Annotated in this window: 14 protein-coding genes; 8 read left to right on the top strand and 6 right to left on the bottom strand. The window is 36.3% G+C overall.

Annotated elements, in window-relative coordinates; translation table 11 throughout:
- Window positions 1-236 precede the first annotated feature (236 nt).
- Both galE and I4641_RS01950 read left to right on the top strand, forming a co-directional pair.
- Window positions 237-1,229: a UDP-glucose 4-epimerase GalE gene (galE, locus tag I4641_RS01955; protein ID WP_229638740.1), complete on the top strand. Its 993-nt coding sequence runs from the start codon at window positions 237-239 to the stop codon at window positions 1,227-1,229.
- Window positions 1,230-1,409: 180 nt separating this feature from the next.
- Window positions 1,410-2,684: a hypothetical protein gene (locus I4641_RS01950; RefSeq protein ID WP_229638739.1), complete on the top strand. Its 1,275-nt coding sequence runs from the start codon at window positions 1,410-1,412 to the stop codon at window positions 2,682-2,684.
- Between the two features lie 54 nt (window positions 2,685-2,738).
- Here the strand turns inward: I4641_RS01950 and I4641_RS01945 are convergent, their stop codons facing one another.
- On the bottom strand, window positions 2,739-3,716 hold the full coding sequence (locus I4641_RS01945) for a metal ABC transporter solute-binding protein, Zn/Mn family (protein ID WP_229638738.1): 978 nt from the start codon (window positions 3,714-3,716) through the stop codon (window positions 2,739-2,741).
- 104 nt (window positions 3,717-3,820) lie between these two features.
- Here I4641_RS01945 and I4641_RS01940 point away from each other — a divergent pair, with 104 nt between their 5' ends.
- The 4 genes from I4641_RS01940 (at window position 3,821) to I4641_RS01925 (ending at window position 8,425) form a co-directional block, all read left to right on the top strand.
- Window positions 3,821-4,615 (top strand): metal ABC transporter ATP-binding protein, encoded by a 795-nt coding sequence (locus tag I4641_RS01940; RefSeq protein WP_229638737.1) that lies wholly within the window; start codon window positions 3,821-3,823, stop codon window positions 4,613-4,615.
- On the top strand, window positions 4,609-5,484 hold the full coding sequence (locus tag I4641_RS01935) for a metal ABC transporter permease (RefSeq protein ID WP_229638736.1): 876 nt from the start codon (window positions 4,609-4,611) through the stop codon (window positions 5,482-5,484). The genes I4641_RS01940 and I4641_RS01935 overlap by 7 nt, the downstream gene beginning before the upstream one ends.
- A 485-nt stretch (window positions 5,485-5,969) precedes the next feature.
- Window positions 5,970-7,580, top strand: coding sequence for an FAD/NAD(P)-binding protein (locus I4641_RS01930; protein ID WP_229638735.1), 1,611 nt, complete (start codon window positions 5,970-5,972; stop codon window positions 7,578-7,580).
- Between the two features lie 131 nt (window positions 7,581-7,711).
- Window positions 7,712-8,425 carry a YdcF family protein gene (locus I4641_RS01925; protein ID WP_229638734.1) on the top strand — a complete coding sequence of 238 codons (714 nt, stop codon included), beginning with the start codon at window positions 7,712-7,714 and terminating at the stop codon, window positions 8,423-8,425.
- Here the strand turns inward: I4641_RS01925 and I4641_RS01920 are convergent.
- The 3 genes from I4641_RS01920 to hpsU form a co-directional block, all read right to left on the bottom strand.
- A complete protein-coding gene (locus I4641_RS01920; RefSeq protein ID WP_229638733.1) occupies window positions 8,422-9,288 on the bottom strand; it encodes a CPBP family intramembrane glutamic endopeptidase in 867 nt (288 codons plus the stop codon). The genes I4641_RS01925 and I4641_RS01920 overlap by 4 nt on opposite strands.
- A gap of 28 nt (window positions 9,289-9,316) precedes the next feature.
- Window positions 9,317-9,709, bottom strand: a complete 393-nt coding sequence (locus I4641_RS01915) for an AbrB family transcriptional regulator (RefSeq protein WP_229638732.1) — start codon at window positions 9,707-9,709, stop codon at window positions 9,317-9,319.
- A 414-nt stretch (window positions 9,710-10,123) separates the two neighbouring features.
- Window positions 10,124-10,729, bottom strand: a complete 606-nt coding sequence (gene hpsU, locus I4641_RS01910; protein WP_304956517.1) for a hormogonium polysaccharide biosynthesis acetyltransferase HpsU — start codon at window positions 10,727-10,729, stop codon at window positions 10,124-10,126.
- A 408-nt stretch (window positions 10,730-11,137) separates the two neighbouring features.
- Between hpsU and I4641_RS01905 the strand changes: the two genes are divergently transcribed.
- Complete coding sequence (locus I4641_RS01905; RefSeq protein ID WP_229638731.1) at window positions 11,138-12,505, top strand: NAD(P)/FAD-dependent oxidoreductase; 1,368 nt, start codon at window positions 11,138-11,140, stop codon at window positions 12,503-12,505.
- A gap of 46 nt (window positions 12,506-12,551) precedes the next feature.
- Here the strand turns inward: I4641_RS01905 and I4641_RS01900 are convergent, their stop codons facing one another.
- Window positions 12,552-13,928 carry a glycosyltransferase family 4 protein gene (locus tag I4641_RS01900; RefSeq protein ID WP_229638730.1) on the bottom strand — a complete coding sequence of 459 codons (1,377 nt, stop codon included), beginning with the start codon at window positions 13,926-13,928 and terminating at the stop codon, window positions 12,552-12,554.
- 216 nt (window positions 13,929-14,144) lie between these two features.
- Window positions 14,145-14,756, bottom strand: coding sequence for a YdcF family protein (locus I4641_RS01895; protein WP_229638729.1), 612 nt, complete (start codon window positions 14,754-14,756; stop codon window positions 14,145-14,147).
- Between the two features lie 148 nt (window positions 14,757-14,904).
- On the opposite strand from I4641_RS01895, the gene I4641_RS01890 reads away from it, so the two are divergent.
- Window positions 14,905-15,072, top strand: coding sequence for a hypothetical protein (locus I4641_RS01890; RefSeq protein ID WP_229638728.1), 168 nt, complete (start codon window positions 14,905-14,907; stop codon window positions 15,070-15,072).
- Window positions 15,073-15,114: the final 42 nt, after the last annotated feature.

The raw sequence follows: 15,114 nt of genomic DNA, 5'->3' as shown, positions 1-15,114 counted from the left end.
TATATCTTTTGAAATAGTATCTAGTAATTCAACAATCAAAATTACATTTGACCAAATTGATATTCTGACTAACTTTTTTTGCTTAAGCAGCTTATTCAGTAATTATTGATAGCTATTAGCAATAATCACATATTGTTAACAATTTAAAGAAAAAAGTTTTCCAAATATTTATCTTAAACATTTACTATCTATTTATAATTGACTATGAATTGAGGTGTATTTAGGTAATAATTATTATGACGAAGGTTTTAGTTACTGGTGGAGCGGGTTATATCGGTTCTCATACTGTAAAAAAGTTAGGAGAAGCTGGATATGAAGTCGTAATTTATGACAATCTATCTACAGGCTCGGCAGATGCCATATTATATGGAGAATTAATTCAAGGCGAACTCAGTGATACTGAATGTTTGGGTCAAGTTTTTGCGAACCACAAATTTAATGCAGTATTACATTTTGCTGCTAGCATTTCTGTCCCAGAATCTTTAGAAAAACCTTTAGCTTATTATCACAATAACACCTGTAATGTAGTCAACTTATTGCGGTGTTGTGAAAGTGCTAATGTCAATCAATTTGTCTTTTCTAGTACCGCAGCAGTGTATGGGGAAATCCAAGACTATCCCGTAAAAGAAACATCTTCCACTATTCCCATCAATCCTTACGGACAATCAAAGTTGATGAGCGAAAGGATTATTTGCGACTACGCTAAAGCTTCTCAACTTAAATATGTCATCTTGCGTTATTTTAACGTAGCTGGGGCTGATAGTTCGGGAAGAATTGGTCAAATGGGCAAAAAAGCGGCTCATTTAATCAAAGTAGGTTGCGATGCAGCTTTAGGAATTCGTCCTTCTGCTAGCATATTTGGCACAGATTATTCTACTCCTGATGGTACGGGAATTAGAGATTATATTCATGTAGAAGATTTGGCTGCTGCTCATGTAAATGCTTTAGCCTATCTAGAGCAAGAATCAACGAGCCAGATTCTTAATTGCGGTTATGGTAGTGGCTACAGTGTCAAAGAAGTATTATCAAAAATCAAAGAAATTTCTGGAGTTGATTTTACTATTATCGAAACTCCTCCTAGAGCAGGAGATCCAGCTTGTGTAGTAGCCTCAGGAGATAAAATTCGCGAGGTAATAGGTTGGCAACCTCAACATAATTCTTTGGACGAAATAGTTAGTTCTGCTTTAGCTTGGGAAAAGAAAAAACTAAGTTTGCCTAACTTAGTATAAATTCGACCAATATTACGATACAAAATTCAATATTCGATCTTGAAAAACGACCGAATATTGAATTGCACCTGAAGTGATTGTAGAAAAGTATCCCACGAACATTCACATTAATTTGTCAGTTATTTGTCGTTTATTTAATATATGTTTTATCAAAATTATTTTAATTTTAAAGTAGCTAATTTGAACTCTTCATGGCTACGTATTTTTTTAAGCTCTAAGCTATTTTCCACAGTACATTTATCGACAAGTATCGGCGCGATCGCAACAACTGTATTGTTTTCTCAAAGTGTTCTTGCTGAATCTTTTGGGGGATATTGTATTGCTCAAAAAAATGAGAATAATCTAAAACAAGAAGCGCGAGAGATGCTTTCAGAAAAAGAGCAAGATTTAGCAGTTACGGCTGAGAGAAAAAATAGCCAATATACCATAACTGTAGATCGAACTAATGGAAAACAACTATTACTCCAACAAGCAGGAGAAAAAAATGCGATCGATCAAATGACTCTCGCACCAGAGGGGGGGCAGATTACAGATCTCATTCTGGGACAAGATGATTGGCTATGGATAGATCGTAATGCGATCGATTATATGATGAAAGTCCATTTTGCAGAGGATACAGCTAATTTTGATTCTCCTGTTAAACTACCCGAATTATCTGCCCAACCGTGCCATCTACTCAGGCGTTTATTTAAAAAATGCACTCGTGGAGAATATAACTATAGCCCTTCTTTGGGCAGTGTTTTTGTTAGTGGATACCCTACAAGATCGTGGGTAAAACAAAAATATATTCATTTAGAATTTATTTCGGGAAAAAGAAAACCCATTCCTGAATTATTAGAACAGGCAACATTTATTGCAGATGTTCCAGAGTGGAATGGTGCTTTGTTTAGAAACACTACAGGAGAAGCGCTATTTTATGATGGCGCAGTGGTAATAGATCTGTCACAAGACTTTCTTAAACTTCAAGGCGGTGAAAATTTTCAAGACTGGGAGGTTAAGAAAACTGCTGGAGGAAGAACTTTTATGGGTAAATTTGCTAGCAGAACCGTTGAAGATCCTTTGTTTTTAATGGAATTAACCCCAAAACCTGGTTTTAAACCAGTTTATTTACCAGAATATTTCGAGCGCAATTGGTTAGAAGTGTTTACTTTGCCTCAAGATCCAGATCTAACTTTATGGATCGTGACAGGAAAAGCTATTTTCGCCGAAATAGATCGCAGAACACAAATCTTAGTCAGTTTATCACCATTGTCCTCTATTCCCAAGTGGAAACTTCATGATTGGATGGCTAAACAAGATATTGAAAGTGACAATCAGGCGATTCTTTTTTCAATTCAAAATGAAACTAATCAAGAAATTACTGATTATTTGTTGAGAGATATTACTGCAAATACCAATTGTGAAGTGGTACTAGATTTTGAACAGCCCATAATACTAAAAGAACCAACAGATTGAATAGTAAGTTATTTTTGCCTGATGTCTTAGTCTTTGATGGTATTGCGATCGCATTCATTCTTCAAAAGGCTGACACTCTCCCCCCAAACCATTGACGATCGCACAAACATTGTGTGACATCATTGCGCTATAGCTATTTGCTATTCCCAAACCATCAGCAAATAGCTTATCTGTTGCTAGTTCGACATTAGCAGCACGAGCCACATTGTTCATAATGCGATCACTTTTAGTAGCTTCAACAAAAATGGTAGGTATTCCTATCTGTTTGATTTCCATCGCCAAATCTTTTACTTGGGAAGCAGTGGGAGCAGTTTGTGAACTTAATCCTTGTAGGGTTTTATAATCTTCTAAAGGATAGGCTTCAACAAAATAATTAAAAGAGTCGTGGGTGGTAACTAAAATTCTTTTTCCTTCGGGAATAGTCACAATTTGTTCGTCGATCCATCCATCAAGCTGCCACAATTTTTCGACTAAGATACTACTGTTTTGGAGATATCTGGCTGCTTCTGATGAATTTAGTTGCAATAATATCGGTTGGATTAATTCGATCGCAGCTACTATATTCTCAACATCTTGCCAGACATGAGGATCGGGTTCTAATTCTGTATGTTCTTCTTTCGAGTCTGCTTCATGTTCGTGTTGGCTTTGGATTGGTTCGGCAACCACTTCCTCGTATACTGCTATTTTGGGCGAGGGGTTTTCCGTTGCTGCAATTAATTTAATGATTTTGGGTTCTAACTGATAGCCACCATAAAGAATTAACTGGGCTTTTTCGATCGCTTTGAGTTGAGAAGGAGTCGGATTATAGTTATGAGGATCTCGATCGCCATCTATTAAACAAGTCAAATTTACTGTATCTTCAGCAAGAGTGTTAACGAGATCGCAAAGAATACTGTGAGATGCTACTATTTCAGGCTTATTCTCAGCTTTAGCAATATTATCTTTACCTTGGAAGCTGCAACCACTCAAACCCGTTATACAGCCTAAAATAAGCAAGGTTGAGATGTTTTTCAAGTTTAATTTGTTTGACATCTAAGTAAATATTTTATGACACGCTCTAAAAGAAAATCGCAATGATAATCATTCTTATTATTTTAAGGTAAAATGATAACGAGTCTCATTATTATTCGTCGTCAATGCTAGAAGTTCGCAATCTTAGCGTCAGCTATCGTCATACCTGGGCAGTAGAAAGGGTTTCATTTGTTCTACAACCAGGACAAGTTGCTGGTTTATTAGGGTCAAATGGCGCGGGGAAAAGCAGTTTAATTAAAGCCATCTTGGGATTAATACCTTGTGCCTCAGGAGCTATCTATTGGAAAAATAAACCCGTTACCAAGCAATTAAACAAAGTGGCTTACGTGTCTCAGCGATCGCAAATTGATTGGGATTATCCTGTCACTGTCGAAAAGGTGGCGATGATGGGCAGAATAAGCTCTACGGGTTGGTTTAGAAGCCATAGCAAGCATTCCCATTTATTAGTACGCCAAGCCTTAGAAAGAGTGGGTATGTGGCAATATCGGGCTTCCCAAATAAGAGAGCTTTCAGGGGGACAACAACAACGAGTATTTTTAGCTAGAGCGATCGCTCAAGATGCGGAATTATTTTTATTTGACGAACCCTTTAATAATGTAGATAGTCAGACAGAAAGTATTATTTTTGATATTTTTGCCGAATTAAAAGCACAACAAAAGGCTTTACTAGTAATCAGCCACGACCTTAGCGAAACCTTAGAAAACTACGATAAATTATTATTATTAAATAAAAAATTAATTGCCGCAGGTTCGATCGAAACAGTACTTACCAACGAAAATATTAATAAGGCTTACAATCGTTATTTGCCCGTAGGTAATAGCGATCAGCGGGGTTTTCCTTCGCTACCCTTGTTAACTAATCAAAAAACTCCAGAATTGCAAAAATCAACCAGATGTTGACTTGGTTAACCGAACCCCTAGAATTTGAATTCATGCGTCAGGCGATCGCTATCGGCTTATCTCTAGGAATATTGAGTGCAGTGGTAGGTAGCTATCTCATTTTGCAACAAATGGGGATGATGAGTGGAGTGATTTCCCATGCAGTGTTACCAGGAATTTCCATTGCCTTTTTTTTAGAAATAAACGTAGCAATTGGCGCATTCATAGCGGGGATCTTGAGTGCTTTATTAGTAGTAAATATTCAAAAGCGATCGCGGATTAAAGTTGATGCAGCAATGGCTCTTACTCTAACCAGTTTTTTAGCCTTGGGAGTAATTCTAATTACCTCCTTAAACACCGATCGCATCAACTTAGATGAAATACTATTCGGTGATATTTTGGGAGTTACTAGTAGTGATGTTTGGCGCACTGTAATTATCACGGCAATTATTTTAATTCTAACCAAACTATTTTATAAAGAACTAGAATTTTATACCTTCGATCCCTTGGGTGCAAAAGCCTGTGGTTTGCCTGTCAATCTACTTTATTTTGGTTTAATTTGTGCCATTACCTTAACCATCGTCGCTAGTATGCAAACTGTGGGTGTATTACTAGTAATGTCTTTATTAGTTGGACCTGCGATCGCTGCTTATTTATTGGTCAAAGAACTAGATCGAATGATGCTTGTCGGTTCGATTATTGGCGCAGTTTCTAGTATTGCAGGAATGTATGGTAGTTATTATTTCGATTTGCCATCTGGTGCTGCGATCGTCATGATAATTTTTGGCTTTTTCTTATTAGCCTTTCTTTTTAGCCCCACTCAAGGAATTTTAACCGCACCCGAACTAAAAAATAAAGTTTTTTATTGGCTGAGAAGCTTGTTAAATTAGCGATCGCACTATGTTAAGTATTGAGTAATGACTCATTACTTCTTCAGGTTTTAATTTTCTACTTGATTCCACCTAGGTATTTAATTGGGATCGTTATACGAAGAAGAGATAAAGCAAAAAACTATTTTGATTAATTGTTGATAAATTTAATACCGATTTCCTCATTCCATCAAGTTTCACACTTATCACTTATGGAGTTTTTTGCCATAATACTTGGTTGAAGACACAAATGCTACTTCGACTGTATTATTTGATAATATAGTTCAACTAGTTCAACATTGTCTGATTGCAGTTTTTATAGCTAAAAATAAATTTCGTAATATGATTAAGTAAATAAATAATCAAATACACCAAGCAATATATATAGTATTCCAGGTTTTTTACTGGATTAATTCAACTGACATTGAGAACAGCAATAAATCTCTGCTAGGGCGCATCAAATCTATTTAAAACATCACCAGTTTTCATAATCATCCAAGTTTAAAATGAAAAATCTAAATAGCAAAAATACAACTATTCAACCAGTTACATTAGACAAGCAAAGTTACGATTTAGCTATTGTGGGATCGGGCATTTCCTGTACTTATACTTTGATTCACTACATTTCTTTGCTCCAAGAAAAACTAAGTAAAACCTCTGGTTTACCCAATAAACTAATAAAAGTCGCTATTTTAGATAAATCTGGAGAATTTTGGACTGGTGTTCCTTACGGTAGCAGAACGGGCAAACAATCCCTAATTATTACCGCCCTCAAAGAATTTTTACCCCCAGACGAAAAAGGTCGTTTTGTTACTTGGTTGACTGATAATTACGACTCAGTACTTCAATCCCTCAAAACCAGACCTGGAGTCCTCAATCAGCATTGGCTCAAGTCCTATGAAGATATAATGATTAAAGGCAATTGGGACGAATTATTTATTCCTCGCTATGTATTTGGTTGGTATTTAAAAGAACGGGTAGAAAAGCTTTTAACCGAAGCCAAAAATAAAGAATATCTCCAATGTGATCTCTTTAGTGGCGAAGCTCTAAACGTACAAAAAATTGACGGCAAAAAATATCAAGTTGACTTTGCTACCTCCGCACAAAATAATTCTTTAATTGCTGAAAAAGTTGTTTTAGCCATTGGTAGTCCTCCAAATAAAGCCTCTTTCTTGAGTAACTTTGAAAAGAGTGAAGCAGACAAGGATATTTGTGCGATCGCCGATATGTACGAGCCTTCACAAAATAGTAATATCGATCGCATTGTTGAATTTTTAAAACAATCCAATACTCCTCAAGACAACAAAGTACTAATCATTGGTTCTAATGCTAGTGCCTTGGAGACACTTTATAGTCTCAACAATATACCCGAGGCTAAAAATTTAATTAGTAAATTTATTGTTGTTTCTCCTAATGCTAAATTCCCCCATCGCATTTATGACGATCCAACCCCCAATAACTATGTCGCCCAAAATTTAGTTACTTTAACTCAATCGGAAAAATTCACCGCAGAACAAATTTTTGAAGCAGTTAAACAAGATGTCAATGCTGCTTTAGCACAAGGAGAAACTGTAGATGGAACTTATAAGGTAATCTCCAAAGAAGTAATTACTGCTCTCAATCTGCTGGATTTTGCTGAACAAAAAATGTTCGTCATCAAGTACGGTATAGAAATTGGTAAATACCAAAGACGTGCGGGACAAGATTATCTTAATATAGTCGATAAACTTGTTTCCGAGGGCAAACTAGAGTTTATTAAGGGTAAATTTATCGGAACTACCGAAGGTAAATCTGGATTTGAATTTATGGATTCTAGTAGCCAAGAAAAACAAACATTTGGCGAACCCATTAAAGTTGTCATTAACTGTGCTGGTTTCCAAGATTTAACTAAGTCTTCTTCTACGTTGATTAGAAATTTAGTCGACCAAGGAATTTGTACTCCTAATGATTCTAAAGGCGGTTTCACCATGAGTGGCGACTTTGAAGTCAATGAAAATCTCTATTTAATGGGACCATTGGTTGCGGGCAACATTAATGATAAGTTAAAAGTGTGGCACGCTGAAAGTTGCGGTCGAATCTTCAATCTTTCTCAAAAGTTGGCTGAAGCTTTAGTGTAATTGGACTTGAAATAATACAAGCAAATCAGGGAATAGGGAATAGAAAATAGGGAATAGAAAAATACTTCTATTCCCTATTCCTATTATCTCTATTATTTAGATAAAAGCTGTTTCTTATAAATTATCGATCAATGAAAAAAAAATTTGTCAAGATATCTTTCTTTGCTTTTTTGGGTTTTGTCTCAATCGCTCTAGTAACATGGAAACCTTTAGCAATTAGCTATGGTAAATGGCTAGCTGCGGGAGAAGAGAATCCGAAAGGGGATTTATCGGTGTTGTTGTCTGGTAGCAACGAACGCCTGGAGACTTTAATCGATCTATACAATCAAGGTAATGTCAAAGGAATTTACTACGCTGGCGGTATTGATGAAAAAGTACCCGTGTTAGAAGGATATCGCGATATTTTTGCTAAATACAATCTTCCCAGCGATCGCCTTTATTGTGGAGATTTGGTGGAAAGCACCTTTGATGAAGCCCAAACTTTTCAACGCAAACTTAAAGATATCAAACAACCTGTCAATAAAATCATCCTAGTTAGCGATCGCTATCATCTCCGTCGGGGAGTCTGGAGTTTTGAGAAAGTATTGGGTAAAGATATTGAAGTTACAGCCTACTCTACTCCTAGTTCTCCTGAAATAGACGATCCTCACTGGTGGAAACACGAACCTGCTCGCAAACAGGTAATTAGCGAAACCAAGAAAATGGCTTTTTACAAACTCTATTATGGTTTGCTGGGGAAAGGAGATCTCATTACCCACGGAGATGTTAATAAAATTACCAAAGGCAAAATATCTAAAGGTGTTGAAGATCCCTGTCAGATTGTTTTACCCCAATTGAACAATTAAACTACTCCACCATAGCCATATACCAACCATAAAGCCAAACCAGTAATTATCAAGCAAGATATACCTGCAATTCCTGCTAGGGGTTGTCTATTGATTCCCGTTAGCCAAGAATGTTGTTGTTTATAACTCAATAAACCTGCCGAATCAATACAGGTTAAGCCCCAAATCCAACCTCCATGAAGACCTATTGCCAAACTAATATTACCATCATCAATTAGTCTTGCCCCTACTAAAATCATTCCCATTAACCACAACCCAGGAATTTGTGGCAATGTTTCCTTTCTTTCCCAAATTAAATGTAGCGAAGCAAAAATCAAACTGGATATGGTAGCTGCAAACCAGCAAGGATAGTCTTCGACAAAAGTATTAAATATATAACCGCGAAATATTACTTCTTCAATAACACTAATAAATAAACTTAAAGCCAAAATTGGCAAAATCAGAGAAAACAATTGTTTGCTACGTTCCCAATGCCAACTTACTAGATCGAAAATAGATTCTAAAACAAAAATAATTATCAAACTAATCAGACTCAAAGCCAAACCTGATAGCATGGATACTAAGAGGTTGGGTTGAAAACTAAATCCAAGACTGGCAAAAGAAAATCTTTCCGATTCTATTTTCCAGAGGAAAACAATTGGACTAAGAAGATAAAGAGATCCCAATAAAATAAGCTTTTGCTGGGGTGTTAATATTTTACCTGGTTGCCAGTCGAGGAAGCGAGATATTACTATCGCGATCGGCAACCAGATAACAGCCCAGACTACAAAAAAAGTAAATACTTTTAACCAGGATGTATCGAACATCTTAAGTAATTCAGGTAACAGTATATCGCCCCCGCTAACAAAGGCGATTTTAGACATAAAATCTATTTAATGATGATTAATTTGATTAATTGTCTGCTGCACCATTTTCTTCACCATCAATTTGTTTTAGGTGAATGTGTTTGTAACCCAACTTGATTTCAAACTTATCCCCTTCCTTCAAATTCATTGCTTGAGTGTAGGTAGAACCGATGACAATTTGACCATTTTTGTGAACGCTTACACGATAAGTAGGTTCGCGCCCGCGACCATCTTTTGTTCCTTCTGGATCTAAAGGAACTCCTTTGGCAGCAAGGACTGCATCGTAAAAATCAGTTAAATTTACGCGAGTTTGTTTGTCTTTAGTGGTTGTAAAATACCCACATTTTTTAGCTGTTTCTCGTCTTGGTAAATGGGATAGCTCTTTTACTTTTTGAAGTAAAGCTTTTCCTGTTAATGGGGCTGTAGCCGTATCGCTCATATTATTTTTTTCCTCCAACTTTTGTCTTATTAGAAAGTTTTTTTTCTTATCTTAATAGACATTATAAAAAATATACCGTTAATTCTCTCTATTGTCACAATTTTTTGGCAATAATTTGTTTTTTTTTAATTATGTTGTCCAGTTTATTTTAGATTCTTTAGTCTGACACTACCAAATATTGACTGTAGATGAGATTGTTTTATCTGTTGTTTTGTTTAAATCTTGAGTTGTAGTTATTTAAAATAACATCTAGATTGTAATAATCTACTAAAAATCTTGACTTTTGTTATTCAAAAATGGTAGTCAATAATTTTAAAAAATTAATCGTTTTTTAGTAATCTTCTTTTTTTAAAAAAATACGGCAGGTTTTCCCGCCGTAATATTAGAATCAAAATTCAGAATCAAAATATATTTTTATTGTTTAATTATTCGGGCTTGATGAACTACACATGGCGTACCCCAAGCAATTTGCTCGGCAGGAATATTACGAAATACACTACTTCTGGCACCAATAACACTATTAGCACCGATCGCAACTCCAGGAGCAATGAAACAATCACTGGCGATCCAAGTACCATTACCGATTAAAACTGGAGCAGTAATTAAACCGAAAGCTCTGTCTGTAATATCATGACTACCCGTACAAAGATAAGATTTCTGCGAAACAACGCAATGGCAACCAATTTCGATGCGGTCTACACTATATAAAACCACATCATCGCCAATCCAACTATAGTCACCGATCGCAATTTTCCAAGGATAAATAAATCTAGCACTAGGGCGAATTACCACTCCTCGACCGATTTTTGCGCCAAACAACCGCAGCAGCCAAGCACGAAAACTATTAAAGTTATGCAAGCTTAGGGGAAACAAGATTCCCTGTAAGAGCCACCATAAGATGACTATCAAACTCGACCTTCCTCGATCGTGTTGAGAGGGGTTATATTGTCTCAAATCTATCCAAGATTCTGCATTTAACATTGGCATCGATTCAATTATGCCGTTGATATTAGTAGTCATGTCTTCTACCCCATAATCCAAAATGCTTAACTGTCCGCAAACCCTAATAAGTTAAACATACAATTCTGGGAAATTATAGATTGGGAAATTGATGACACGCCCCATTCCCAGCTAAATTAATCTGAGAGTGATTACTTATTTCTATCGAAAATATTTAAAGTACTTATATTCGTTTTGTTTTACTTGCTACATCATTCTCTCAAATAAAGAGTTATCAGTAACATTAGGAAATCTAAAAACATATTTGGACTGATTTTTTAACCTACACGCGATTAATATCAGTTAGCAAAAGTTTATATTAGTATATAATTGCTGAAAAATTAAATTTACACCACTAAGAATTTTCCATATCCCAGCCAGTTTATTCACAACAGTATTTATTAGTTATACATCTCCAAAATATTCACTATGAACAACACCCAAACCAAGCAGACAAACCATCCTCATATAGTTATCGTAGGCGGTGGTTTTGGCGGACTTTATGCAGCAAAATCTCTCAAGGATGCTCCCGTCAAGGTAACTTTGATTGATAAACGTAACTTTCATCTATTTCAACCTTTACTATATCAAGTAGCCACTGGTACATTATCTCCTGCGGATATTGCTTCTCCTTTGCGAGTCATTTTGAGCAAACATAAAAATACTCAAGTGTTGTTAGATAAGGTAGTGGATATAGACCCCAATGCCAAGAAAGTTTTTCTAGAAAATAGAGAAGACTTAGACTACGATGCTTTGATAGTTGCAACAGGAGTTAGCCATCATTACTTTGGTAACGATCAATGGCAAAATGATGCTCCTGGTTTAAAGACAGTGGAAGATGCTTTAGAAATGCGCCGTCGCATCTATATGGCATTTGAAGCAGCAGAAAAAGAGCCCGATCCAGCCAAACGCAAGGCATTACTGACTTTTGTAGTTGTCGGAGGTGGGCCGACTGGAGTAGAATTGGCAGGTGCGATCGCCGAAATTGCCCATGAGTCGGTTAAAGACGATTTTCGCGATATTGATACCACTCAAGCAAGAGTATTATTGTTTGAAGGTATGGAACGCATTTTGCCTCCCTACCCCGAAGAATGTTCGGCAGATGCTCAAAAAGCTTTAGAGGATTTGGGTGTAGACGTTCAAACTCAAACTTTAGTAACTAACATTGCCGACAATGCCGTAACCTATCGTCAGGGCGATGATACTAATACTGTCGATGCTCACACTATACTTTGGGCTGCGGGAGTTAGAGCTTCCTTTATGGGTAAAGTATTAGCCGATCGCACTGAAGTAGAATTAGACCGTGCGGGTAGAGTAGTAGTAGAATCAGATCTCAGCATCAAAAACTATGGCGATATCTTCGTCATCGGAGATTTGGCTAACTTCAACCACCAAGGAGATCGTCCTCTACCAGGAGTTGCACCCGTGGCGATGAAGGAAGGGGAATATGTAGCAGACTTACTTGTTAAACGCATTCAAGGTAAAGCAGTCGGACAGTTTACCTATAGTGATTTTGGCAGCATGGCAGTGATTGGACAGAATAAAGCCGTTGCTAATTTAGGTTTCGCCAAACTATCTGGCTTTGTCGCTTGGGTTATCTGGATCTTCGCCCACATCTACTATCTAATTGAATTTGATAATAAGTTAGTGGTCATGATTCAATGGGCGTGGAACTATATTACCTTGGGTAGAGGTGCGCGGTTGATTACGGAAAAACCATCTCTGCAATTGGAAATTGAATCTCCCAAAAAACCAGAAGAAGCTACCGTCAAAACAAAAGAAACGGTATCTGTATAAATGGCTATAAGCTGATGGGCGAACATACCCAAAAAATTTAGTTACGTTAGCTAAGTTGGGGTAGTTCATCTAAATGTTTTGGTTCTGTTGGCTGAGTATTATTCTCTTGCTGAGTTGTATTTACATCGAGAACTTGACGATACTGTCCAGTAATAATTTTGGGAGTAAAGTTTTCGATCATATAGCTACGACCAGCATTTCCCATATTTGCAGCCAATTCTGGATTTCTAGCCAAACTAATAATAAAATCTGCTAATTCTTGACTGCTTTGATTATCAAAAGATGCACCACATGCTGCATTATCCACTATTTGACGCAAATAAGAATGAGGTTCACAAATAGCGGCGATCGCTTTACCTGCTGCCATGATGCCATACAATTTACTAGGGGCAACTACTCCTTCTAATCCTGGAGCGATCGATACTAATGCCAAATCGCAAGCTGTTAGAGAATAGGGTAAATTAGTTTTATCTTGATAGGGTAAAAAAGTACAATTGTTGAGCTTAAATTCTGCAACTGCTTGGCGACATTGCTCGTGTTTTGTTCCCGCCCCAATAAAAACAAACTGTACTGGTTCGTGTTGTAGCAGTTTGATTGTCCCCAAAATAGTTTCTAGATCGTGACAACGACCCATATTACCAGAATATAAAACTGTGAATTTATGGTCTAATTTGTGCTGACGAGCAAACCAATTTTCTTCTTTTTGGATCGGTTTGATCCAATCTGCATCTGCCCAGTTATGAATTACGGAAATTTTGTCATCAAATTGAGGATGTCTATCAATAATTCTCTGTTTCATAGTTTCACTAAGAACTATTATTTTCTTACTCTTTTGCCAGACAAAGGTATTGATCTTATTCCATAGTTTAGCGATAAAACTACCTTCTGAAACAATTCCTAATTCTACTACTGCATCGGGATAAAGATCGTAAATTAAACAAATATATTCTAATCCCAAAAATAAATTTGCTATATAACCAGCGATCGATAAAAAAGGAGGAGCAGTAGTTAATAAAACAACATTATTTTTACGACCATTTTTTAAAATAGTTAGAGTAGCTCTAAGAGTAAATATAATTCCACTTAATGCTTTAGTACGAATTCTTTGAGAAGCTATTTTTACTGTTCTAGAACGTCGTATAGTTAGATTCTTTTCTACTTCTTTATTAGGTGCTTGCTCTTGTTGAAAAGCATATCCAGGCTGCCCCGTAAAAACATTTACTTGAATATCAGTTTCACCTAAATTACGAGCTAATTCTTGAATAAGTTGACCAGTGGCAGCAAAATCTGGGGGGAAAAACTGAGTGATTATTAGAAGATTAAATTTAGTCGATTTAACATCGTTTTGAAGATTTTTATGTAGTAGCGATCGCGAAAATTCTTTTTTACTTCTCTTTGACCATAATCTCGATGCCTTAGTCATTATCACTTACACCTAGTATCAAAATAGTTTGAATAAAATACTAAAATTAGTATTCCCAAATAACTATTTTTTTTCTTAGGTATAAACTTGCAAATTACGATTTAGCTTATCTCTGGATAAGACAGAGAGAGATATATAGAGAGATATATCTAATTGATCTTTAAAAGGCGCGATCGCTATTTCCTAGATATTTTAAATTATGGTAGTGAAAAATTATTAGCTACAAAAATTAAACCCGTAGCAGGTTTGTTTAGTTGCTTTTGAACGCTGATTGAAACTAGAACCTGTATGTTTTGTACAAATCCAAATTACAGATCTGAGCGCATCGCGTACAATTTTGAGTTTGGGTTCAGGAGGTCGATCGGTAGCTAAAGAAATTGGTGTATAAGTAATTCCTCTACTACCTAAAACGATAAAGGCGATCACTTTAGCTCGGGGAAGATGAAAATCATCAGTAATTAAATAAATATGCTGAATATTTTGTTTTTGGAAATCCCCTACTAAAGTTGTAAAATTAGTGACGGTATCGGTAGCGCGGCGATCGATATAAACCCGAAGATTATCAACCCCCATGCTGTGAAAAATTTCTCTAGCTCTCATTTCTTCGCTTCCTGTAGAAACCCAAATTGGTAGCTGAGGATGGAGAGTGGCAAATTCTGCGGTCAATACTTCTCGCTGATGACCGCCACCAAGAGTTAAAATTGCCTGAGGTTGGGGCGATCGATAGCGAGCGATCGCTATTCTGAGGGGAATAATACTGCTTATACTAATCAGAAAACTTATTACTACGACAATAGTAAATTTACGTCGGCTATTATCTGTTTTCACGTAGATAGAAGGTTTGATTTTTTAAACGACCGAGATAGGAAATTTAGCAGTGGATTAATTAGAACTTTTCTACTAATTTACCATTAGTATTTATACTGATGAAATATTGGTAAATATGATGTATGCAAGTTTAGGAATTATTTAGTCTATGAATATATTCGATCTTAGAAGCAAAGCTAAGAAAAACAAAAATAAGTTATTGGGCAAAATTAAAAATACCAAGCAAAATTGGAACTATCTCAAAGACTTAGAATCTTGGGGGAGCTTGGAAATAATCAACTCTAGCGACACTTACATAGAATACAGCTTGATTTGAGCCAAAGTAAAGAGAGTATTAAATAAGGTAATTATTATAAAA

The sequence above is a fragment of the Waterburya agarophytonicola KI4 genome, from assembly GCF_020640915.1.
GTDB classification, from domain to species: domain Bacteria; phylum Cyanobacteriota; class Cyanobacteriia; order Cyanobacteriales; family Xenococcaceae; genus Waterburya; species Waterburya agarophytonicola.
The sequence above is the reverse complement of the archived record's forward strand: the minus strand, read 5'-3'. Positions and strand labels throughout refer to the sequence as shown.